This is a genomic window from Enterococcus massiliensis (genome assembly GCF_001050095.1).
GTDB lineage: Bacteria > Bacillota > Bacilli > Lactobacillales > Enterococcaceae > Enterococcus_C > Enterococcus_C songbeiensis.
In genome coordinates this window covers 264,880-287,575 of sequence record NZ_CVRN01000005.1, presented here as the reverse complement: position 1 = coordinate 287,575, position 22,696 = coordinate 264,880, and the positions used below count along the sequence as shown (strand labels likewise).

General features: G+C 37.5%; 18 protein-coding genes. 1 reads left to right on the top strand and 17 read right to left on the bottom strand.

Translation table 11 applies throughout. From position 1 onward, the window contains the following. Window positions 1-23: 23 nt before the first annotated feature. From BN1875_RS04415 to BN1875_RS04340, 16 genes are all read right to left on the bottom strand, one after another. Window positions 24-1,505 (bottom strand): response regulator transcription factor, encoded by a 1,482-nt coding sequence (locus BN1875_RS04415; protein WP_048603650.1) that lies wholly within the window; start codon window positions 1,503-1,505, stop codon window positions 24-26. After that, a complete protein-coding gene (locus BN1875_RS04410; protein WP_048603649.1) occupies window positions 1,498-3,231 on the bottom strand; it encodes a sensor histidine kinase in 1,734 nt (577 codons plus the stop codon). The genes BN1875_RS04415 and BN1875_RS04410 overlap by 8 nt, the downstream gene beginning before the upstream one ends. After that, window positions 3,203-3,838 (bottom strand): YesL family protein, encoded by a 636-nt coding sequence (locus tag BN1875_RS04405; RefSeq protein WP_048603648.1) that lies wholly within the window; start codon window positions 3,836-3,838, stop codon window positions 3,203-3,205. The genes BN1875_RS04410 and BN1875_RS04405 overlap by 29 nt, the downstream gene beginning before the upstream one ends. A gap of 72 nt (window positions 3,839-3,910) precedes the next feature. Beyond that, window positions 3,911-5,383: an ABC transporter substrate-binding protein gene (locus tag BN1875_RS04400; RefSeq protein WP_048603647.1), complete on the bottom strand. Its 1,473-nt coding sequence runs from the start codon at window positions 5,381-5,383 to the stop codon at window positions 3,911-3,913. Window positions 5,384-5,408: 25 nt separating this feature from the next. Further along, on the bottom strand, window positions 5,409-6,332 hold the full coding sequence (locus tag BN1875_RS04395; RefSeq protein WP_048603646.1) for a carbohydrate ABC transporter permease: 924 nt from the start codon (window positions 6,330-6,332) through the stop codon (window positions 5,409-5,411). Window positions 6,333-6,343: 11 nt separating this feature from the next. Further along, window positions 6,344-7,297: an ABC transporter permease gene (locus BN1875_RS04390; protein ID WP_048603645.1), complete on the bottom strand. Its 954-nt coding sequence runs from the start codon at window positions 7,295-7,297 to the stop codon at window positions 6,344-6,346. Window positions 7,298-7,503: 206 nt separating this feature from the next. Continuing rightward, window positions 7,504-8,991 carry a sulfatase-like hydrolase/transferase gene (locus BN1875_RS04385; protein ID WP_048603644.1) on the bottom strand — a complete coding sequence of 496 codons (1,488 nt, stop codon included), beginning with the start codon at window positions 8,989-8,991 and terminating at the stop codon, window positions 7,504-7,506. Between the two features lie 39 nt (window positions 8,992-9,030). Continuing rightward, complete coding sequence (locus tag BN1875_RS04380; protein ID WP_048603643.1) at window positions 9,031-10,374, bottom strand: family 20 glycosylhydrolase; 1,344 nt, start codon at window positions 10,372-10,374, stop codon at window positions 9,031-9,033. Window positions 10,375-10,383: 9 nt separating this feature from the next. Next, entirely contained in the window at window positions 10,384-11,037 is a 654-nt protein-coding gene (locus BN1875_RS04375; RefSeq protein ID WP_082147244.1) for a YitT family protein, read from the bottom strand. Between the two features lies 1 nt (window position 11,038). Next, window positions 11,039-11,866, bottom strand: a complete 828-nt coding sequence (locus BN1875_RS13690; protein ID WP_048603642.1) for an MBL fold metallo-hydrolase — start codon at window positions 11,864-11,866, stop codon at window positions 11,039-11,041. A gap of 148 nt (window positions 11,867-12,014) precedes the next feature. Beyond that, window positions 12,015-13,406, bottom strand: coding sequence for a glycoside hydrolase family 1 protein (locus BN1875_RS04365; RefSeq protein WP_048603641.1), 1,392 nt, complete (start codon window positions 13,404-13,406; stop codon window positions 12,015-12,017). Between the two features lie 23 nt (window positions 13,407-13,429). Further along, entirely contained in the window at window positions 13,430-15,505 is a 2,076-nt protein-coding gene (locus BN1875_RS04360) for a heparinase II/III family protein (protein ID WP_048603640.1), read from the bottom strand. A gap of 76 nt (window positions 15,506-15,581) precedes the next feature. Continuing rightward, entirely contained in the window at window positions 15,582-17,207 is a 1,626-nt protein-coding gene (locus BN1875_RS04355; protein ID WP_048603639.1) for an extracellular solute-binding protein, read from the bottom strand. 35 nt (window positions 17,208-17,242) lie between these two features. Further along, the gene (locus tag BN1875_RS04350; RefSeq protein WP_048603717.1) at window positions 17,243-18,106 is read right to left on the bottom strand and encodes a carbohydrate ABC transporter permease; all 864 of its coding nucleotides are present in this window, start codon (window positions 18,104-18,106) and stop codon (window positions 17,243-17,245) included. Between the two features lie 60 nt (window positions 18,107-18,166). Further along, a complete protein-coding gene (locus BN1875_RS04345) occupies window positions 18,167-19,123 on the bottom strand; it encodes an ABC transporter permease (RefSeq protein ID WP_048603638.1) in 957 nt (318 codons plus the stop codon). A gap of 93 nt (window positions 19,124-19,216) precedes the next feature. Next, window positions 19,217-20,560 carry an alpha-L-fucosidase gene (locus BN1875_RS04340; RefSeq protein WP_048603637.1) on the bottom strand — a complete coding sequence of 448 codons (1,344 nt, stop codon included), beginning with the start codon at window positions 20,558-20,560 and terminating at the stop codon, window positions 19,217-19,219. A 245-nt stretch (window positions 20,561-20,805) separates the two neighbouring features. Between BN1875_RS04340 and BN1875_RS04335 the strand changes: the two genes are divergently transcribed. Continuing rightward, window positions 20,806-21,435 carry a YesL family protein gene (locus BN1875_RS04335; RefSeq protein ID WP_048603636.1) on the top strand — a complete coding sequence of 210 codons (630 nt, stop codon included), beginning with the start codon at window positions 20,806-20,808 and terminating at the stop codon, window positions 21,433-21,435. A 97-nt stretch (window positions 21,436-21,532) separates the two neighbouring features. On the opposite strand, the gene BN1875_RS04330 is transcribed toward BN1875_RS04335, so the two are convergent. Next, window positions 21,533-22,642, bottom strand: a complete 1,110-nt coding sequence (locus BN1875_RS04330; RefSeq protein ID WP_048603635.1) for a glycoside hydrolase family 88 protein — start codon at window positions 22,640-22,642, stop codon at window positions 21,533-21,535. Window positions 22,643-22,696: the final 54 nt, after the last annotated feature.

The window sequence follows — 22,696 nt, the reverse complement described above, 5'->3', positions numbered from 1 at the left end:
TTCCTCTAATTGATCAGCTGGCATCAAATAGCCTCGTACCCTTTTTCATAAATTTCCCGAAACTCTTTTGGTGTTAAGCCATTTAATTTTTTAAACATCTTCGAAAAGTAATTCGTATTGTTATACCCCACGGCTTCGGAAATTTCATTGATTGTCTGTTGCGTTTGCAAAAGCAACTCCTGCGCTTTTTTGATCCGAACCTGGTTAAGACACTGATTAAAACTAAGATCTGTTTCTTTTTTAAAAAGCTGTCCTAAATAGACAACACTCAAATGCAATGTCTCTGACACTGTTTTCAAAGAAATATCCTTTATATATTCTTCATTGATAATTTGCAGCACACGCTGTACCGTCTCAGAATAACGTTTGTCATCAGGTTGTTCTTTAATCATTTCTAAAACGCTATCAAAGAGCCGACGAAGTTCAATAATAGTTTGGCTATTACGAATTCTGCTGACGGTTTGTTCGTAATCATTCGGAGTCAGCACAGGTGCCAAGCGATACAAATCAATAAACAACAGAAACGATACCGTTTTTACATGCTCCGGATTTGCTTGAATTTTTAATAATTGATCAAAAATATTGTCTAATTCCTGACGAATTGTTTTTGTATCCCCAATCATCAACGCCTTGTTAAAAGATAAAAAAGGGAGCTCTTCTTCTTTGCTGGCCACATCGACGCGCAAAATTCGTTTTGGAGGAAGGAGGTCCGGGTAAAATTCCTGCAAAGATTGAACTTGTTTGATTTTTTCAAAACTGGAATAAAGGTTTTCCCATTCAAAAATCGTTTCACCGATGACCATTTGCCAATCTTGATCCTGAAGATCGTTCTCTACTTGATGAACATCTGCCAACAATTCATGATGACTGCCTTCATAAATCAGTAGGTAACTGTTTCCATAAAAATGAGAAATAAACGCTAGATACTGTCCATGTTCTTGAAAAAAGAGTTGGATGGCAGTTAAAATTTCCAGGGACCCTTGCACCAGCAATGGTGTAAATGGACCCTCCATCGCTTGAGAAACTTGTTTTTTCAGCTGTTGGAATTCCGCATCGTTCAGTTCGTCATTCAACCAGCGAACCAAGTTGGTCTCTTTGTAAATTTCCTGCTGCTTCACCAGTTCTTGCTGTGTATCTAATTCTTCTCTGATTTGAATAAGACTGCTTCTTAATTCTTCCTTATCTACTGGTTTGACTAAATAATTTTTTACTCCTAATTCAATGCCTCGCTTTACATACGCAAATTCCTGATAGCCGGAAAGAATAATGGTGAAAAAAGTGTCTCCATTTGCTTGCGCTTTTTCCACTAATTCTATACCACTCATCTCTGGCATCGTGATGTCCGTGATTAAAAGATCAATTCTTTGCTCCTTCAAAAAACCAAGTGCTTCAGCAGCGTTGCGAGCAGTTTTTACGATTTCAAAACCTAGCGTTTCCCAAGGTAAAATAAATTTTAACCCCTCCAAAATCATATATTCATCATCTACGAGCATCACTTTATACATTGTCAAATGCCCCCTCTTCAGAAAATTGAATGGTTATTTTTGTTCCCGTTTCTAAACTTGATTCGACTTCCAAGGAATAACTTGGCCCAAAATAATTTTGCAGTCGTTCATGGACATTACGCAACCCAATGGATGTCGACATATCAACATCTGGTTCCTTCAGTTTTTCTCTAACCTTTTGTAACTGTTCAGCATCCATACCTTTTCCATTGTCTGATACTTGAATCACTACTTGCGTTTCTTTTTTAAAGACCTTCACGCTGACAGCATTATCATTACGAGTATAGTCGATGCCGTGCACAAAGTAGTTTTCGATTAAGGGTTGTATGGTAAATTTAGGCAAAACTATTTTCTTTAATGCATCATCAATCGTGAAATGGTAGGCGATTCTGTCTGGATAACGCATTTGATACAGATACACATATTTTTCACAAAAAGATAATTCCTTCTCAAGTGTCGTTGTTTTTTCTTGTGTCGTATTGTTTCTCAACAAAGCGGAAAATGCAAAAACGACATCCGCCAGTTCTTCCTGTTGCCGGCTTAAGGCGTACATTCGGATATATTCCAACGTATTATATAAAAAGTGTGGATTGATCTGAGACTGTAAAGCCCGCATGTTGGCATCACGCTGTTTGATTTCTAAAACATAGATATCTTTGATGTATTGATCCAGACTACCCACCATAAAATTGATAGCCGATGCCAAATCATACAATTCGTCCTGAACATGAGAAGTATCAATTCGCATTTTTAAATTGCCTTCGCTGACACTTTCAGTTACATTCACGATGCTTGTGACCTGCTTGCTGTATCGTTTGAAGGTACGTTGCAGGATGATTAGTAAAATTCCCGCAATGATGATACCAACTGATAACATAATTAATGAAGATTGTAGAACCTTTTGCCAAAATAAATGCTTACTAGCCAAAAGAACGATTGTTGCCTGTCCGCTGCTAGTATCTTCAGTAACGAAATAGTCAGTAGAAAAAGTCTGTTGTAAATCGCTGTTCACCTTGACCAATTCTGCTATCTTTTTTCGTTCTTTTGTACTCGTGTAATTACTGTTGGAAAACATTAACTCCCCAGAACTGTTAAAAATGAAACTGTCGATACCATCTGTTTCCATTGTTTCCGCCAGACTGCCTAATACAGCTTCGGATGAAAAAACACCATACAAGGTTCCAATCGGTTTACCTGAATATTGATCTTGAATGACCCGCATCATGGACAACCCATTAAGATCTGATACTTTACCGGCAATAATTCGCCCATTGCGTGTCTCCCGATCTGCACGCAAATAATAATCTAATTCATCCAAATTAAGATAAATCGCATCCAAGTCTGAAAAAGTAAAGAATTGGCTCCCCAGTAACGAAGAAAAATTGATATCCGTCTGATTAATCGCCCACGCTTTTGACGTGTACTCAAAATATTCTCGAGGTGTCATTTGCATATAATTCCGCAAATTTTCAAATTTTGCCTGAGAACCAACTAGATCTGTATAAAGACCATCCATGACATCCTTACGATTTCTTACATAGCTATCCAATTGGTACAATGCAGCATTCGTTTTTGTTTCCAGAGAAACATAATTATTGCGACCAATAAAAACGCAAGAAGCAGCCACTGTTAGCAGGATGATTCCTACTAGCAGAAGGCTGTAAATTTGCATCAATTGATTGATGAGATAATTTTTTTTAAAGTACTTTCGTAGAAGTCGTTTCATTTGCTTCCAACTTTCCATCCACTAGACTACGATTTTTTCTCGTCGTATAACCACACCACATAAGGATGAGGGCAAATGTAGCAAATAGTAGCAATCCCTTGAAGTACCAGCTTAAAATCAAGACACTGCCAATACCAAAGATTACTCTTAAGAAAACGCCAAAATTCAAAAACACACTGATGAATGCCAGCTTCATTAAGTCAAAAAAACCAATTGAATAACTTGTTTCATAAAATATCATATACAGATACATCACACTTAGCAACAATAAAACAGAAAAAAGTAAAAAAGCAATCAGCAGCCAAAGAATGCCGGTCAATTGAACGGCTAAGAAAAGATTGTAGCCTATGATAAACAAGGCAGTCGCCATCACTAAAAAATCACGATTTCCTTTTTTAAAGTTGCGTTTCCAATGTTCAAAAGCTTTTTTAAAAGTAATCTCTTGGTAATCGATACGAGCTTCTTCCAAAAGATCATTTATTGTTTGAAAAGCCGGGCCTATTCCAAAAACCACACCGCCCATCACCGTCAACAGTACAAAAATCAGGTTCAATTTGATTACTGTCCAACTTAGATAAAACAATCGTTGAATGCCTGAACTTTCCATTTTTCTTCCTCTTTTCTATGTAAGATAAGTGATGACAAAGTCTAAAGAACTTTGTCATCAGCTTATCAAAAATTATTTGCTTTCAGCAACAAATTCATCTAATTGAGATTGCATTTCCTTTTGAACTTTTTCCCAACCAGCTGTTTTTAAATCAGCATTTAATTTAGGCAAGTTTTCTTCAGGATCAACTGTCCCAGTGCTTAAACTAGATGCATACCGATTCATTACATTAGCGATATTGGTAATTTCAGTTTTTACTTTGTCTTGTTTAAAGTTGAAACCAAGAATGGGTGATTCAACAGCATTTTCGATGTTTTCATCCCGTTCAGTAATCATTTCATCTGTCACTGTTTCAGGAGTGTAAAGGATAGTGCTGTCTCCTGTATTCCAAGCACCTAAATGAGTATTTTGGGTGTAACCTTCTAGGAATTTCACATGATTATCGCCAACTTTTTCCCATTGTTCGCCTTCAACACCATAAACCAAACCATTTAATAATTCTGGATTGCTGTTTAATAAGCCCAGTAGTTCAACAGCTTTCTCTTTGTTTTTTGATGTATTTCCGACAACATAGTTTGCCATTTGAGCTTGTGAGGTTGACTTCAACTGATCTGTCAATGGGCGTGAAACTAATTCTTTGCCACCAGCTGCATTAGTCAGTGCTGTATCACCGTAATCCATAGGTCCTTGTGTTTCTTCACGCATGAACCAAGTGTTTTCATTCAAGTTATACGCTGTTGTATTGGTTGCAGCATCACTTGGAATCAAACCAGCTTCATACCACTCGTGCATAACTTTTAGACTGTTAACCAAATCATCGTCTTCATATGGGTTGATGATTTTTGGTGAACCACTATCGTCGACTTTTACTCCGAATGGATATTGTTTTCCCATGACATAGTCAAAATTTCCAGAAACATTGAAACTTTGTCCAATGGCAAAAGCAGGAATATTTGGTTCTTTTTCATGGAATTGTTTCAAGACTTCAGTTGCGCTTTCATAACTACCGCCGACCTTGCTGATATCAAGATCATATTTGTCAACCAATTCTTTATTGAAAGTTAATACTTGTTGCGCATAAACGTTCCCATTTACTGGAAAAGCATACAGTTTTCCATCGATTGTATTTCCTTTAATGTAACTTTCTGGCAACTGTTCATAGGCTTTTTTTGCCAGCTTTGGTGCTAATTCAGTCAAGTCAGCATAAGCACCTTTTTGTGCATTGATTACATAGTTTTGCGCTATTGAAATATCATAGCTTTCACCGGATGCAACAATTGTAGACATTTTTTGATCCCAATCGCCCCAGCCGATAAATTCCATTTTTAATTTTGCACCGATTTCTTTTTCAATAATCTTGTTTGCATTGTCAATCAATGCATCATAGTTTTCTGGTTTATCTCCTTGACGATACATCAATAAGGTTGGTGTGCCTGTTGAATCGCCATCTGAAGAACTATTATCCGAAGAACTCCCACAAGCCGATAATCCCAATGTTAACGCTGCTGCTCCGGCAAAAGCTAATGTTTTTTGCCAATTTTTCATTTCTATTCCCCCTACTAATAAATTTTTATTCTTTTACACCGCCGATAGTTAAACCACCCACGAAATACTTTTGGAAAAATGGGTAAGTCAAAGCAATCGGTAATGTTGATAACACAACAATCGCCATTCTGGCAGACTCACTTGGTAATGCCGCCATTCCACCAGAAATTTGGGCTGCCATTCCGGTATTCCGAGATAAAAATTCAAGATTGTTTTGAATTTTCATCAACAGGAACTGTAATGGAACCAATGTATCTTTTTGAATATAAAGCAAGGCATTAAACCAATCATTCCAGTAACCTAATGCTGCGAATAAACTAATCGTCGCGATTCCGGGTACTGCTAATGGCAAAACAATCCGAATAAAAATATTCATTTCAGTCGCTCCATCAATTCGGGCAGACTCAATAATACTATCCGGTACTGTTTTCTTAAAGAACGTTCGCATAACCAATATATTAAATGGACCTAACGCAAGTGGTAAAATCAACGACCAAATGGTGTCATTTAACTGCAAGAGGTTGGTCATTACCAAATAATTTGCAACCATACCTGGTGTAAAAAGCATGGTAATCAATGCAAAAATCGTAAAAAATTTACGAAATGGAAAATTCGACCGCGAAATAACATACGCATAAAGAGAAGTCATAGAAGCATTTACTACTGTTCCTAAAACAGTAATAAAGACAGTTATACCTAATGCGTGTAAAATCTTGCTGCTCATTGCACCTTGAAAAATATATTCATAGGCAGCCGTTGAAAATTCTTTCGGCCAAAATCGGTAACCATTTGCTGCTAGAGACCCTTCACTTGTCAATGATATAACAATGACAAAGAAAAAGGGTAATACACAAGAAATTGCAAATAGGGCAATAATGATATTAAAAATCAAATTGACCGTTGGATTGAACGAACGAATTTTTACATTATAAACAGTTTTCTTTTTCATGCTCGTCCCTCCTAGAATAATGCTGAATCTGGTTCGATTTTACGAACGACAAGATTCGAAAGTAATAATAAGCTAGCACCGACAACTGATTGATAAAGTCCCGCAGCTGCTGTCATGCCGATATCCCCAGTAGCGGTCAAGCCATTGTAGATATAAGTATCTAAAACAGAAGTTACATTATATAGTGCTCCGGAATTTCGCGGTATAATATAGAACAACCCGAAATCTGCGCGGAAAATACCACCGATATTCATAATCAGCAAAACAGTCATCATTGGAACAATTTGTGGTATCGTAACATTTTTTATTTGTTGCCATTTACTTGCTCCGTCCACCATTGCTGCTTCATAATATGTAGGATCAATTCCCATTACTGAAGCGTAATAGATGATACTGTTATACCCTAAGCCTTTCCAAACATTCAAGAACACAAAGATCAGCGGCCACCAAGTTGGATCAGCGTACCAGTTAATCGGTGTTCCCCCTCCATTTGTCAGCCATTGATTGATAATTCCTTTATCAGGACTTAAAAATGAGTAGGCAAAATAGTTGATGACCAACCAAGATAAGAAGTAAGGCAATAAGGACATCGTGTGATATACCTTAACCAATCGTTTATTTCTTAATTCACTCATGACGATTGCAAAACTGATTGCAAAGAACAAGTTAAATGCCAAGAACACAATATTATACAATAACGTATTTCTGGTAATCAGCCATGCATCATTTGATGCAAACAAGAATTTGAAATTATCGAACCCTACCCACGGACTGATTCCGAGACTTGCTAAAAATCCGTCTGGTGACAAGTGAAAATCTTTAAAAGCTACGACATTTGCTAACACTGGTATGTAAAAGAAGAAAATAAACCAGATGAAACCAGGCAACGCCATTAAAATAAGTGCTTTATAACGCCAGACATTTTGCCAGAAGCCTTTTTTCTTTCTTTTTTTTGTTTTTTCCATATTTATTCCTCCCTTCGCTAAAAATAATAGCGCTTTCCAAAGAAAGGAACAATGAACAAACTAAAGGAATGTCAGAACAAATTAAAGATGTTGGATAAATAGTAACTTGTAAGTACATGGTGAACAAAAAAATAACCCTTGATCCAAGAATGATTAAAAATCTTGGATCAAGGTTCAGAAAAACGTCACTGATCCTTCTGTTTTTATTAACGCCGCCGTAGATACTGATACTCAAAAATCAAGTTATCATTATTTTCAATCATCCATTGTTCTAATTTTTTCTGCATCAACTCGCGGACAGCAGGTTGTTCCTCAATCAGATTGATCAACTCTCCATGATCATCCCTCAAATCGTACAATTCATCAATATCTCCAGCGTTAAAAACATATTTCCAATTTTTCCAGCGAATTCCGCGTTGAGAAAATAAAATAGCACCAATTCCGGAACATTCAGTCACAACACAATCCCGCCACAAAACAGCCTCTTTTTGAATCAAAGGCAGTAATGATCTTCCATCCCTTTCAGCCATATCTTTTTTAATACCTGCAGCAGTTAAAATCGTCGAATAAATATCACACGTTTGAACGAATTCAGAGATATGAACAACCGATTTCTGTGCTGGTGCCTTGATAAATAGCGGAATAGACGTAATCTCTTGATACATGAAAATCGCTTTATCGCATAAGCCCCCATGTATTCCTAATGATTCTCCGTGATCCGAATTGAAAATAATTAAAGTATTGTCATACAGATTCTTTTCTTTTAAATATTCGATTAGCCGACCAATCTGATGATCAATATGACTAATATTCGCATAATAATGCTGAATATAAGGAATAAAATTTTCCCATGTAGGGTCCTTCGCCCGCTTGACATCATGAATTTTAGGTTTATTTTCACTGTCACCGTCATAGTTTTCCCACGGCGTGAAAGTTTTATCTCTATAAAGATCCAGATATTCACTCGGCGCATAGTAGGGTTCGTGTGGTCCCCAGAAATTCAATTGAAAATACCACGGTTCTTCTTTCTCAGAAAACTGATCCAACCACTTTTTTGTTCGTTCAACCAAATAGTATTCAATCGTTGACTTAACCCCGGATGTGATTTCTCCTGCTTGATGGGAGGTGTAATTTCCTGAGAGAATATTTTCGATTTTTAATTCTAATTGATTGTTCTTTAAATATTCCTTATATTCTGGATAGATATATCCGCCGAAACCATGCCCCGGAAAATCATCTCCTTGGTAACCGAGACTTGTCGGCGTTGAAGCAGCATTCATCGCCAGTTCAGCAAAATGAATTTGTCCCATATATTGTTGCACATAATCATCCTTGCGAACAGCATCTGCACCAGTTCCTAAATGCCATTTACCAGTGTATCCCACCTGATAGCCGGCTTGCAGCAAACGGCGACTCAATAACTCCGGAGAATCCGGCAATTCTTGAACCATATTTCCATAATTATAGGAATTCGTCAGCATACCATGATGCATGGGGTACACCCCTGTCTGTAGCGAGGCTCTCGCCGGAGTGCAAATGGGACAAACCGTATATGCCTCGTCAAAGACGCTACTATTTTCTGCCAAATTATCGAGTACGGGTGTGCTTACTGGTAGACTACCATAGGCAGAAAGAGTATCCTTTCGCTGCTGATCCGTTAGAATAAATAAAATATTGGGTTGATTTACTTTCATTTTTTTCACTCTTCTACACATATTTCTTTCGACTTTAGATTAAGAAAAAAATTTTTGGTAAAATTTATCAAAGACTTCTTCCGGAAAATCCGTCCCGTTGATTTTTTGTTTCGCTGCTGCCAAAATGTAGAAGATATCTTGATTTACTTCATCTTCTGTTTTTGCTTCAGGAATATTTGACCATATGCATAGCGCTGTTGCCTTTACTTGCGCCGCATACGTTGGATCAATTTCTTGTTGACTGGCAAAAAGATCCGTGTGCCAATCTGTCATCACTTTTTCGTAAGTAGGATACGTATAGGAGGCATGCTCTCCTAAAACATAATAGAAATAATTATCATTATGGTTGATAACGGTGTACCCTTTTTCTAAGTAGCTTTCAATTGGTGCCATATTTTTGTCCCAACGTGTCCAATAACTGACGATACAATCTGCAGATAAATGAATTTTTTCGGTTCGATTAACCCGATAAAACCCATCATTCCAAACGATTGGATAGAAACCAAGGGTATGAATGAAATCGATTGTTTGGTTCACAAATTCAATGAAAACTTCAATTCCACTGGCATCACTGCCAAATTTTTCACTCGCATATTCTTTTAGTGTCGGATAGCGTTCCAACTCATCAAAAGGCACAAATTCATCGGCTCCAATATGGAAATAGCGGCTGGTGTTGAAAAGTTCCCCATACTCTTTATAAATCGAATGGACAAAAGCCACTGCTTCGGGATTTAAAATATCCAGTGCTCTAAGATCCTTCGTTAAATTGCCTTCGTCATCAATCATTGGCAAACACCATTCTTGGCGATTTTGCAAAATATGTTTTAAATGACCTGGAGCATCAAAATCTGGAATAATCTCCATAAAGCGTCCGGCAGCATATTGAATTAATTCTCTGATCTCTGCTTTAGTCAGATATTCATCGGACATAATATCCGGATATTGTTGGCACTCAATTCGAAACCCTTCATTTTCAGAAAAATGGAGCTGGATATTGTCAAATTGAAAAAAGGCAAGCATGTCGATTGCTTCTTTTAAACTTTCCAATGAAAAATATTTCCGACCGATATCCATCATCAGTGATTTTTCTTCTCTTGGAAATTCCACTTGATAGCGGGTCTCTGAAAGCGAATCTGCTTGAATTAATTGCAATAAATGCATTGCCACTTGAAAAATATATTTCTCTGAAGAAGCCTTAATCGTAACGGTTTCATTCGCGACCTCAATCAATCCTTCTGATAGTGAGGTATCTAATTCCAAAGATAAATCTCCAGCTAGATGAGTGATTGTCAGTGGATGCCCCATTTTTTCCCACAAGGCACAAATTCCCTTTGCAGCAACAAGTGTTTCCGGTTTACTAGTAATTGTTTGAATACTTTCCATGTCTTTCCCCTACTTTTCTATTTTAATAAAGGCTTTTCTTTTAGAAAGATGCAATTTCATGATTTCTGTCAGTCGATTGCTTTTTTCCTTCAGAAAAATTCCTAAAATCCAACTATTGACGTAACTAAAAACAATTCCAATGGCAATCGTTTGCCAGTTAAAAGAGATCAAACCTAAGGTAAGGACGCTCCAATTTAAGTAGCGTAAAATTTTGGCAACACCTAATTTTTGCCATTTTTTATGAATAACTAAAGCAACAACGTCTAAACCAACGGTCGAAGAATTTGCAGTAATACAAAGATAATATCCCACAGCAATAAATAAATTTGCCAGCAAAAATTCTACTAGCAGATTACTTTTCAGCGACCATGGCATCAAGTAAAAAAAACTGAAGAATACATTGTAAAAAACACTTGAAAGACACGATCGAAAAAAATTGTCTGATCCAAGAAAAAACCAACTAATAATCAACAGGACTAGTGTAAAGCCATTTGTTAAAACTAGTAGTGGAAAATCGCTTAAGGTGTTGGTAATCATCGCTAGACTGGTTACACCACCATTAATGATTTCATTAGGTTTCATCCACTGAGCATAGGCAAACCCCATCAACAGGGTGCCGATAAAGATTTTCCCAAATGCCTTTTTATCTATCCATTTTGTCATGTTAAAACTCCTTGATCATACCATCATAAGCGACCTCGAATCCCTTTTTTGATACCAATTCAACCATCTCATCATGTAACAATCCACTATTATGGGAAAAATGGTTACAGACAAAGAGGGTCTTTTCGTTTACTGCCTGCAAGTGCATCAGCCGCTCTTTGACAAGTAAATTTGCAGAAAAGCCCATATGATTTTTTGTTGAATCATGGTTTTGTGCATTGCAATCAATGCTGACTAAATCATAATGTGGTCGTTCGTCAGAAAAATACTGCCAATTTTCTTCTGGAAAATAGCCGGTGTCATGCGCATAGAGAAGTCGTTTATTCTTTGAGGCAATGTCATAGAAAAGACATTCTTCCCTGGGATCGTGGTCTGCCAGCAAAGGTGTGATTTGATAGTCCATAATGAAGAATGCAACAAAAGGTTTAACCGGATGAAAAACAATCCGACTTTCTTCCCAGTACCCTTCCATATCAAACACCCGCTTTAATTGTTGAAGAACTGCCGTATTTCCATAAACATGCAGCGGATTTTCCACCTTGGCAACATACCCACTCAACCGCATTACTAACTCCTCTGCGTACAAATGATCAGAATGAGTATGGGTAATCAGCACATGTTGAATCTTTGGTAAATCAAATCCATACGTTAAATAATGCATAAACGTATCTGCGGGAAAATCAAGCAGAATTTGGTCATCAATCAGCGACTGTGAACGACTACGAATATCTTTTCCTCCACGTTTTTTTGCTTCTTGGCAAACAGAACAATCACAAAAAAGAGCAGGAACTCCTTCTGCAGCTGCAGTACCAAAATATTGAATTTTCACATTTTCACTCTTTTCAATTAATTTTTAGAATTACCTTTCGGTCAATTTAAGCGGTTGCAATTTAAAAGTTGATTAATTCAACAACGGTAAAAGGATAACGCTTTTTGTAACTGAATTCAATGGCATCCTTGAGATACTAATCAGCTTTTTAGTTATTTATTGGTTCTATCCCATTCTTCCTAATCACATCTGCCATCCAAAAGCTCGATGCTTTTTCTTTTCGCTCATATTCTTTTTTCAAATCAACACGATAATACCCATAACGATTTTTATAAGCATTCAACCAACTCCAGCAATCGATAAATGTCCACATATGATAACCAAAACAAGGGGAACCATCTTCAATCGCACGATGCAATTCCTTCAAATGATCCGCCAAAAATTCGATTCGATAAGTATCCTCAATCATACCCTCTGTATTTTCGAATCTTTCTTCATCTGAGACCCCCATTCCATTTTCTGAAATATACCAAGGAATATTTTGATAGCTGTTTTTTAACCTCATAGCAATGTCATAGATACCTTCAGGATAAATTTCCCAACCACGATAGGGATTAATTTTTTTATCCGGCCAATCGTATCCTCTGAATAAATCTCTAGGCCCTGTAATTGGTCGGTGAGCCACAACAGGTGCTTGAACTCGCAAAGGTTGATAATAATTACAGCCAATAAAGTCTACCCTATTTTCTGCAAAAATCTCTCGATCTCCTTGCATTGTTTTGGGTAGCAGTTTAGCTTCTTTTAAGATTGAAACTAGTTCTTCTGGAAATTTTCCAAAAACAGCACAATCTAAGAAACTCCGAATATAAAGAAGATCCGCCCATTTTGCTGCATCTTTATCCTGTAGTTCTGTACTTTTGGGATAGACAGGAGATAAATTTAAAATAATTCCGATTTGTCCATCGTTATTTTTAGCCAGACGATATTTCTCTACTGCTTTTGCATGAGCTAATAATGTATGATAACCAACTTGAATTGCTCGAGGAAAACTCTGAACTTTTGGCCAATGGGCATCTCCCATATAACCACACTCAATATGGACCAACGGCTCATTAAAAGTAGTCCATTTTTTTACTAAATCACCAAACAATTCGAAAGCTGTTTCTGCATAAAAAGCGAAATCCTCCGCTGAACGTCGTGCTTCCCAACCACCTTGCTCCATTAGCCACCAAGGCATGTCAAAGTGAAACAAATTAATAATCGGCTCGATCCCTTTATCCAGCATCTCTTGAAAATAGTCACGATAAAAAGTAACCGCTTTGGGATTGACCGTTTTACCATCCGGCAAAAGTCGGGTCCAAGCGATAGATGTTCGATAAGAATTCAGTCTCATTTCCTGCATCTTGCTGACATCTTCTCTAAACAAAGAATACGTATTAGAAGTATTTTCGGGACCAATATTTTCGTAAAATAGTTCTGGTTCAAGCTCAAACCATTTATCCCAAGTTGAGGGACTTTTGCCATCAATTAGTGCTGCTCCTTCTGTCTGAGGAGCAGATGCTGCTGCTCCCCATAAAAATCCTTTTGGAAATTGATACATACGATTATCTCCTCCATTTTAAATTACGTCTTAATTATTGTTTTTTCCCACTGATTTTTCCTACCTGCTGCCTTAAGCAGAACAAACCGTTCGGTGATTCCGACACCTTCTACAAAATGCACACGTCGAGGTGGTATGGGTTGCTGTTCATCATTATAAATGATTCGATAGTTTTGATTTTTATATTCGAAAGCAAAAATATGAAGATATGGAGCTGATAGTTCTTTTCCTACGTGATCTGTAGCTTGAATTGTTTCACTTTGAAGTTCGTGATTTAAGCTTATCAAAGTAAATTGTGTCATGTGTTTTTCTGCCGAAAATGAATGAACCACTCGTTTTGCTGATTTTTCGCGATTATATTCCGGAGAATATTTACTATCCATCACCTCTATCTGTTGAGGCTGAATGAGTTGCAGATACAAGTTGCTATTGGTTCCTTCGTAGTAAATCTGATTTTTTTTCATACTGACGGACGTTTTAGGAAAATTAAAAAATTGTTGATAGGCAGTTACTTTATCAGAAATGCCTCGGTCAATGATTAACCAAATCCCCTCTTTTATAAAAAGAACTTCTCTTTGCAAATAGACTGGCGCGTCTTGATAAGGTACATGACTTGTAAGAACATAATCCCATTTTCTTGTAAAACGATACTGATTAACTAAACTTTGAGAAATTTCATGAAATCCCCAAGAACCATTCTGTCGAGTAAAATCCTCATGGTTTGCAATGATTGTATTATGAGCGCTCGCAGCTTTATATTTTTGTCGGGCTTTGCTGCCTTCCACATAAGTAAAACGGCCGGAATCAGACAACAACATCTCTCCTTGATGTTGAATCACTAAACTCAACAAATCACTGTGTCCATGACCGCCACCATGAGGACCATTTTTAATCAATGTATATGTGCCATCCTTTTGATAGGTGTCTCTCAAAAAGAATAATCCTCCTTGTTCAAGGGCGGAGCTGGTATAAGAAATTTCTTTTATCGGCAGTTGCTGCAATTGACCTTCCGCCTCTTCCCCCAACTGAAAAAGAAAATCAAGAGAAAGGCGTTGAGAGAGCCACTTGGCTTCAGGACTCTGACCAACAATTGCCATCCAAGCAAACAAGGAAGACAACTCTTCCTCATCACTGTCTCCATAAGGGATTTGTTGCAAATCAGAAGTGGTCAACTTACAAGAAGCTTGAATCATTCTTGTTAGCGTTTCTGATAGAATCGTGGGAATTTCTACTTTAAGCCTTCTGCCCAGATAGACGACTTCTCCTAAACAAAGCACAACCTCATGATGATACATGAAAGATTGTTCCCAGTGAAACCCATCTTCCGTTACCTGCAATTGACAACTTTCTTTTAATACCTCGAGGGCTGTTTTAGACCAATCTTTTGCTTCAGTAAATTCTCGTAAAAAACAACTGGCAACAAATACTCCATTCATCTCTAAAAACTTGAAATTACTTGTGTATGCCATTGCCAAATTTTTTTCAGTTGTCAAATGGTGGCAATGTTCCACAAAAGAAGTTATCCAATCCTTTAGAAATTCTGCTGATAAAATATTCTTTGATTGGTCTTCAGCGACTAAAAGAGCGAGATAATGGCTCCACTGCTTCAATCGGATACCCATCTCGATACTTCGCCAGGAAGACCAACTTTTAGTTTCTGCGAAGGGCTCATTTTTCAACCAGTGCCAAAGAATCTCTTGAAATTTCTCCAGATATTTTTTTTCTCCTTCTAAAAGATAACTGTAAATCAAATGTTTCAAATATTGATGGCGATTAAGCATAAACAACCATTCGTTGTCTCCATTTCGTTCAAATTGCCAATCAATAGCTTTAACAGAGGAGAAATAGTGGGGTTCACGGCACCGCTCCATGTCCCACGGATCAGTAAAAGCAAAGCAATTATCCATCAACTCTTCTGCTTTTTTGAGGCTATAACTGTAATCTTCCGCATAGACTGATTTTCTCCCACAAACCTTTAATGATGTGACGTCTTTAGTTACCAATCGAGGCTTTTCTCGATAAAGGTATTCTTTCCACTTCTTTGCATCCCACGCTTTCAAACAATGATTGATACTGGCTGAATTCACAGTTTCTTGCACCTATTCTTCCTCACTCTCTGAAAAAAGGGCGACGAATTGTTTGAAACAATTCGTCCACCCATTTCGTTTCTTGTGCTTATTCTGCTTTCTCCCAACGATCATATGCTTGTTGATAAACACTGATGTACTCATCAAGTCCCATAGAATCTAGGGTTTTCGTATAATTATCCCAATTATCCAAGCTTTCAACACCTGTAATAAATTTCGCTTCCATTTGCTCTACATAAGTTGTAATATCTGTAGCATTGGCAGCAATTTTATCCGATTCGTCCTTCGTCATAAACACAATTGGAAAAGGTACTTCCGCATATGGCATAACTTTTTCGATAACTTCTTTTTGGCTAAATTCATTCCAAACACTGGTATCTGGATCATTTACTTGTGCCTTGACTGCATTTGGTTGGTTGTCATTTGCTAGTCCAGGTACAACTAAACCATAGTCCATTCCAACTTTTCCTCGATCTTCTTCCATTTTTTGCAGGTTTTCTCCCTTATAGACACGAACCTTGTCTCCCGCATCATTGGTTTCATATTCCCAGAAAGTACCTTCAGGACCTTTTGACATCAAATCTGCCCCTTCATCTGTGTAAAGATAATCCGCCCAACGCATCGCAGCTTCAGGACTCTTACACTTATGAGTGATTGCGAATGTACCGGAAGATACTCGTGGATGCCCAGGTGCTAAAGGTGTGTCCTGAATGTCTGAAGTTAATTGTTGGAACATTGGATCGGTAATTGCTTCCTCCGGCATTTTTCCAGTAGCCATGTAGGAAGCATATGCTCCAAACAAACCAACTTTATTCGTTTCGGTGTTTCCTTGAAACTGTTCCGCAGATTGTGAGAAAACTTCTTTATCCAGCAAACCATCAGAATAAAGTCTGTTCATAAATGTAAGGTACTCTTTGTAGTTTTCAGTTGAAGGTGCAAAACGAACGACACCATCAACCTCTTCTATGCCCCAGATTTTCATTCCGAAAGCTGGCAATAACCAGTGACGAATGATTAACAATTTATTTCCGTCAGATAATGGAATTTCATCCTGTTTGCCATTCCCGTTAGGATCTTCTTCTTTAAATCGTTTTAACAACGTGTAAAGTTCATCGGTTGTTTTTGGCAATTCTTTGATGCCCAATGCTTCCATCCAATCTCCGTTATACCATAGTGGTGAAATATATAGTGGATTGGATGTTTCTTCTGGATACAGTCTAGGCAAGGAATAGATATGCCCATCTGGAGCGGTGATTGATTTACGGAAATCAGGGTTTTCTTCCAATACTTTGTTTAAATTGGGTGCATAATCTTCAATCAAATCTTCTAAAGGCAACAGAATACCTTGTGAACCATAATCCGTTTGCATCGCTGCTGTTAAATCCCCACCGGCTCCAAAAATGACATCTGGTAATTCATCTGACGCAAATGCCAAATTTAATTTAGCTCTGAAATCTGTTGACGGGGGAGTGATATAGTCAAAGTCAATACCTGTCAGCTTTTCCAATGCTTGTGCTGAAGCCATGTCATCCCATTCTGTTTGTCCGCCCGGTGCCATCATGCTCATCTTTAATGTTTCTTTGACAATTGGCATCCCTGTTTCTTCTACCTTGACATTTGATTCCTCTTTGGATTTTGCTCCAGTAGATCCACAAGCTCCCAATAACGTTGTCGCTAACAATAGTGACGCGATCGCAAAATATCTCTTTTTCATTTTCTTCTCTCACTTTCTTCTCAATTATTTATTGATCAACCTTTTAATGAGCCGACCATTACACCCTTAACAAAATATTTTTGTAAAAATGGATAAATCATAATAATTGGTAATGTAGAAACAATCATGACTCCATATTTAATAACCTGTGCCAATTGTTGTTTACTATAAGCTAATTCAGCGGCAGCAGCAGTCATTTCTGTACTGCCTTTTGCCATATCTTGATTGACCAAAATTTCTCGTAAAATTAATTGTAGAGGGTACATGGATTTGTTAGTTAAGTAGATCAATGCACTGAAATAACTATTCCAGTGACCTACTCCACAAAATAATCCCATTACAGCGATGATCGGCATTGATAATGGTAAAACAATTTTAATAAACATTTGAAAATCGGAACATCCATCCATTAATGCTGCTTCCTCCATCTCCCGAGGAATCGTAGATTGAAAGAACGTCCGTGTAATGGCAATATTATACACAGACACGGCTCCTGGAATGACTAATGCCCAAACAGAATCGACCATATTTAAGTTTTTAATCAATAAGTATGTTGGTACTAATCCCCCACCAATAAACATTGGGACCATTAGAAATTTCATAAAGAGGTTTTTACCAAAAAATTCTGGTCGTCCCAGAGCATAAGCACAAGGTAAGGTAAAAGCAAGATTAATCAAGGTTCCGAGACCGGTATAATAGATTGTGTTGCGATAACCTTGCCAAATACTTTTATAAGTAAAGATCGTTTTATATCCTTCCCAAGTTATATTTTTAGGAAGTAACCACATTGCCCCAGAATTCACAGCCGTTGGACTTGAAATGGATGCACTGATTACATAGATTAATGGATACAAAACTAAGAATAATGCGATAGCAATAAATAAATAGACGAAGCCCATAAATATTTTATCGCGATTTGTTGAGTTAATGGTTTTTACATTCACTGATACCTCTCCTTTCTACCAAAGACTAGTTTCACTGACCTTACGTGATATCTTGTTAACAAGTATCAGCAAAAAGGCATTGATTGCAGCATTGAAAAGTCCCACTGCAGATGCATAACTATATTGTGCATCCAACAACCCTTGTTTATATACAAAGGTAGCGATTACATTTGATGAATCCATATTTAACGCATTTTGCATTAACAAGATTTTCTCGTAACCCATAGACATTAAACTACCTACATTCATGATTAACAAAATAACCATTGTCGGTATGATGGTTGGTATATTGATGTACCAGATTCGTTGCAGACGAGTTGCGCCATCTACAGTTGCTGCCTCGTGCAATTGTGTATCAACGCCGGAAAGAGCTGCCAGATAAATGACCGATCCCCATCCAGTACCCTGCCAAACTCCAGATAACACATAAACTGTCTTGAACCACTTTGGATCCGTCATAAAAGAAATCCGTTCGAAACCTAGGAAATCAAGTAAATGATTGATGATCCCCGTTGATGGTGTTAAAAACGCAATAACCATTCCACACACAACCACGACTGAAATAAAATTTGGTGCGTAAGTAATCGTCTGTGTGAACTTTTTGAATCGGCCATCTTTCAACTCATTTAATCCTAATGCTAAAATGATTGGTAAGGGGAATCCAACAATTAAAGAATAAAAACTGATTCCTAATGTATTTTTGATCAAGTCCCAGAAATAATAAGAATCAAAAAAACGTTGAAAATGTTTGAACCCCACCCATGGACTACCCAGAATCCCTAGGGAAGGCATATAGTCTTTAAATGCAATTATTACACCATACATTGGACCATAAGAAAAAATCGCAATGACTAAGAAAGCAGGTAAGACAAAGAGATAAAGTTGTCGACTATGATAGAGTTTTAGTTTTATTTTCTCCCATTTTGTTTTTTGTTTTACTACAGGTTGATGCCTCATTGTTGCATGTTCCATGTTTTTTTCCTCCTTGTCTTCGTTTATTTTAGAAATATATTTCTGTACACATCATCTTTTGAATGCGTTTACTTTGCAATATGTGCTTTCTTTCTACTGTGTTAAAACAGATATACCTATGCAACCAATCGTTGGTACACTTAGACTTTTAAAAGGAATGTATCCTACTCCTTCTTTATTTAGAAAAACTGCTAATTCCTTTCCGGTAGCCAGATCTTTGACTATGGCTTCTTTAGAAGCATCAATATCTGGTAAATAAATATCTCGACTATCAGCTTGAACGCTTCGAAAAGCATAATGCGTTTTACCATCTTTGCCGTATGTCAACTTCCAACCATTAGCCCATTCTTTTGGATCTGCTCTGGTCTCGTAAATTCCCAATCCATAAATTTTGAGCCACTCACCTATCTCAGATAGTCTTCGCATCTCTTCTTCCGTAAAAGTCCCTTCAGGGGTAGGACCGACACCTAAAATCAGATTTCCGCCCTTACTCACGACATCTACCAGAGTTTCTATGAGTTCTTGGGAAGATTTAAAAGTATCGTGGGGTACGTACCCCCAATCATTACCGATAGGAATATTACTTTCCCAAGTTTTTTTAGGAATATCCTCAATAGCGGGGATTTTTCGTTCTGGGGTCACATAATTCTCATGCCGTCCCCCCATCATTCGATCAACAATAATCAAACCATCCTGTTTCTCTCTCGCAATTTCAGCCAGACGATTCATATCCAAATCTTCTTTTCCTTGTCCGCACCAGCCAGCATCCAACCATAATAAATCAATTTTTCCATAATTATGAGTGATTTCATGAATTTGACGATGGACAAATGTGACATATCGATTCCAGATTTCTGGATATTTTTGAGTATCATAGCTGACATTTCTACCTTTAACCGCTTCATCATCTAACCAATAGTACGGAGAGTACCAATCCGCTTTTGAATAATAAGCGCCTATGGCAATTTCTTCATTTCTAAAAGCTTCAAAAACTTCTTTTAAAATATCTCGTTTAAAAGGACTCAACTTCCCGCCAACTTTGTATTCTGATTCTAAAGTATTGTACATGGAGAAACCATCATGATGTTTCGTTGTAAAGATACAATATTTAAATCCAGCCTCTTTACACACCTTGGCCCATTTTGTTGCATCCAGTTTAGTGGGATTAAATGTGGAAATCAGGTTCCAGTAATCAAGTTGAAGCTGTTTGAAGTCTTTTCTGAATTCCCTTCCCTGTCGTGCCCACTCATCCTTCTCTGATAATTGCCAAGATTCAACAATTCCTGCCTGAGCATATAAACCATAATGAAAGATGACTCCAAATTTTAAGTCCTTAAACCACTCTAGTCTTTTCTCCAACATCTCAGTCTCGGGATAAATTGTCTCATCTAACGTTTCGTTTTTCGCTTCTTCTATGTCGCCGCGTAAAACTCCCATTGTATGTAACCCCTTTCTTTTCTATCTTTACTCTACTCACTTCGTATCTGTTCAACAATATGTGGAAATTTTTTCCAATATGTAAAAAAATAGCTTGAATAAATTTATGCTAATGCTTTACTCAAAAAAGCCAAAAGAGGAATGTGTAAAATCAAGCTAGAACATGTTTTTTGTAAAAACGCTTTCAAGGATTTATTCAAAATGTTACTATTCTTACTAAGATATAAATAAGGAGGAAATTTATCATGCAACAGCCTAAAGGCATTTTTAAACTTACCTATTCTTTTGGTGAACTTTTACTCGCCTTCATTAAACTACATTTCTTTTGGAGCTATTTTACTTTATGTGGTGGCATCGTGCTGGGTATTTTTCCAGCAACCGCTACATTGATTCATATTTTTCAGTATTTATTTGAAAACAAGGAATTTCCTTCCTATCTTTTTCAATGGTATAAGGAAGATTATCAAAAGAATTTTCGATCTGTTAATCAATTGGGATTGATTCAACTATTGATTCTCGCCGTATTGTGGATTGATTTACGAGTAGTCAGCAACTTTTTACAAAATCAAGTAATCCATTTAGGGTTGATCGTATTATTCGCTCTTGCCCTGCTGGTCAGCCTTTATCTTTTCCCAGCCTTTCTTCGCTATGACATGCGCCTAATTCAATATTTTAAACAAGCCTTCTTTTTAACCATCAGTAATTTCATCGAAAGCTTGGCTATGATTATTGGTATTCTTTTAGTTACCGCACTTGCTACTTTTTTACCGATTCTAACGCTGGTTGCCTTTATCCCACTATTAGTTTTACCTGTCAGTTGGTTCTCTCTGCAGGCTATGTTGAAAATTGAACGTAATAATTTACCCGAAAAGTAAATAAGCTACTGACATTTCTAAAGTAATAAAATAAAGAAAACCAAACTGGCAGTGTGCCTAACCGTTTGGTTTTCTTTATTTTATCCTGTATATTTTTTTACCAAATTGCTAGTGCCTGATCTTCTAGCCTCAAAATTCCTTCAATGAAAAAGTAATCTCCATACACCAGATGGATTTCAGTTTCTGCTTTTTGGTGGTAGGAATGACTCGATTTTTGTAACATTCCATCCTTTTCTAGATCTAAATCGATATAATTATCCGCTAATTCCTGCAAAATTTTTTCAGCTGCTTTGTGATAGTAGCGGGCTTCCATACCAGATAAATGCTCAGCAATTTCTAAAAATCCACAAGCAGCACACGCTCCAGCGGAAGTATCGATTTTTGTTGTACCTAGTGGTGCCCGGAAATCAATCAATGGAACAGCTTCAGTTTGTGATACATTTCCAATAAAATAATTGGCAATTTTTTTGGCAGTGTCTAAATAATGCTGTTCTTTTGTATATCGATAACTTAAAGCGAAACCATAAATAGCCCACGCCTGCCCCCGTGACCAAGAAGACTCTGGGGAATATCCTTGACCACGAACAAGCTTTTTGAACAATCCCGACTGTGGATCAAATTCTGCGATATGCCCCACCGAACCATCTGACCGTACCAAATATTTCTCCAAAGTGTCTGCATGAGCTTTGGCAACTTGTAAATACCGAGGATCGCCCAGCTGTTCTGAGGCCCAATAAAGAATAGGAATATTCATCATTGAATCAATGATTGCCCAACCCGGCACTTCACAATTCCACGCTACAAGATAGCGCCCATTTAAATTGAACCGGGCAAGCAGCAAGCTCGCAGCGTGCAACCCTCTCTTTTTTGATTTTTCATTTCCTGTGATTCGATAATCAGCCACTGCTGTGTGAAGCCACATAAATCCTACGTCATGATGCAGGCCCACAAAATCCTCTAAGGCATGATCCAGTTTTTTTTCAATGGCAATCGCACTCTCTTTGAATGCTTCGTTACCATTCCACTGATAGAGTTGCCATAAACTTCCCGCAAAAAAACCGTTCGTCCACCAATCAACTGATCCACCGGATAAATCATTGTACTTCCCATCCTCAGCAGAATAGGGAATTTTTCCAAAGTTACGATCATTGACTCTTTCCATTTTCTGATTAATTTTCCCCAACATTTCCTGTGACCAAACTACCATTTTCAATCACCCTTTCCATACCTTTATCTTATCAATGGCCGAACCTGTTGCAAT

Excerpts from the sequence above, each read along its gene's own strand:
- BN1875_RS04380 (WP_048603643.1), bottom strand. The coding sequence starts at position 10,374 with ATGGAAAGTATTCAAACAATTACTAGTAAACCGGAAACACTTGTTGCT.
- BN1875_RS04385 (WP_048603644.1), bottom strand. The coding sequence starts at position 8,991 with ATGAAAGTAAATCAACCCAATATTTTATTTATTCTAACGGATCAGCAG.
- BN1875_RS04395 (WP_048603646.1), bottom strand. The coding sequence starts at position 6,332 with ATGAAAAAGAAAACTGTTTATAATGTAAAAATTCGTTCGTTCAATCCA.
- BN1875_RS04365 (WP_048603641.1), bottom strand. The coding sequence starts at position 13,406 with ATGTATCAATTTCCAAAAGGATTTTTATGGGGAGCAGCAGCATCTGCT.
- BN1875_RS04375 (WP_082147244.1), bottom strand. The coding sequence starts at position 11,037 with ATGACAAAATGGATAGATAAAAAGGCATTTGGGAAAATCTTTATCGGC.
- BN1875_RS04340 (WP_048603637.1), bottom strand. The coding sequence starts at position 20,560 with ATGGGAGTTTTACGCGGCGACATAGAAGAAGCGAAAAACGAAACGTTA.
- BN1875_RS04355 (WP_048603639.1), bottom strand. The coding sequence starts at position 17,207 with ATGAAAAAGAGATATTTTGCGATCGCGTCACTATTGTTAGCGACAACG.
- BN1875_RS04410 (WP_048603649.1), bottom strand. The coding sequence starts at position 3,231 with ATGAAACGACTTCTACGAAAGTACTTTAAAAAAAATTATCTCATCAAT.
- BN1875_RS04330 (WP_048603635.1), bottom strand. The coding sequence starts at position 22,642 with ATGGTAGTTTGGTCACAGGAAATGTTGGGGAAAATTAATCAGAAAATG.
- BN1875_RS04345 (WP_048603638.1), bottom strand. The coding sequence starts at position 19,123 with ATGGAACATGCAACAATGAGGCATCAACCTGTAGTAAAACAAAAAACA.
- BN1875_RS04350 (WP_048603717.1), bottom strand. The coding sequence starts at position 18,106 with ATGGGCTTCGTCTATTTATTTATTGCTATCGCATTATTCTTAGTTTTG.
- BN1875_RS04405 (WP_048603648.1), bottom strand. The coding sequence starts at position 3,838 with ATGGAAAGTTCAGGCATTCAACGATTGTTTTATCTAAGTTGGACAGTA.
- BN1875_RS04335 (WP_048603636.1), top strand. The coding sequence starts at position 20,806 with ATGCAACAGCCTAAAGGCATTTTTAAACTTACCTATTCTTTTGGTGAA.
- BN1875_RS04390 (WP_048603645.1), bottom strand. The coding sequence starts at position 7,297 with ATGGAAAAAACAAAAAAAAGAAAGAAAAAAGGCTTCTGGCAAAATGTC.
- BN1875_RS04415 (WP_048603650.1), bottom strand. The coding sequence starts at position 1,505 with ATGTATAAAGTGATGCTCGTAGATGATGAATATATGATTTTGGAGGGG.
- BN1875_RS04400 (WP_048603647.1), bottom strand. The coding sequence starts at position 5,383 with ATGAAAAATTGGCAAAAAACATTAGCTTTTGCCGGAGCAGCAGCGTTA.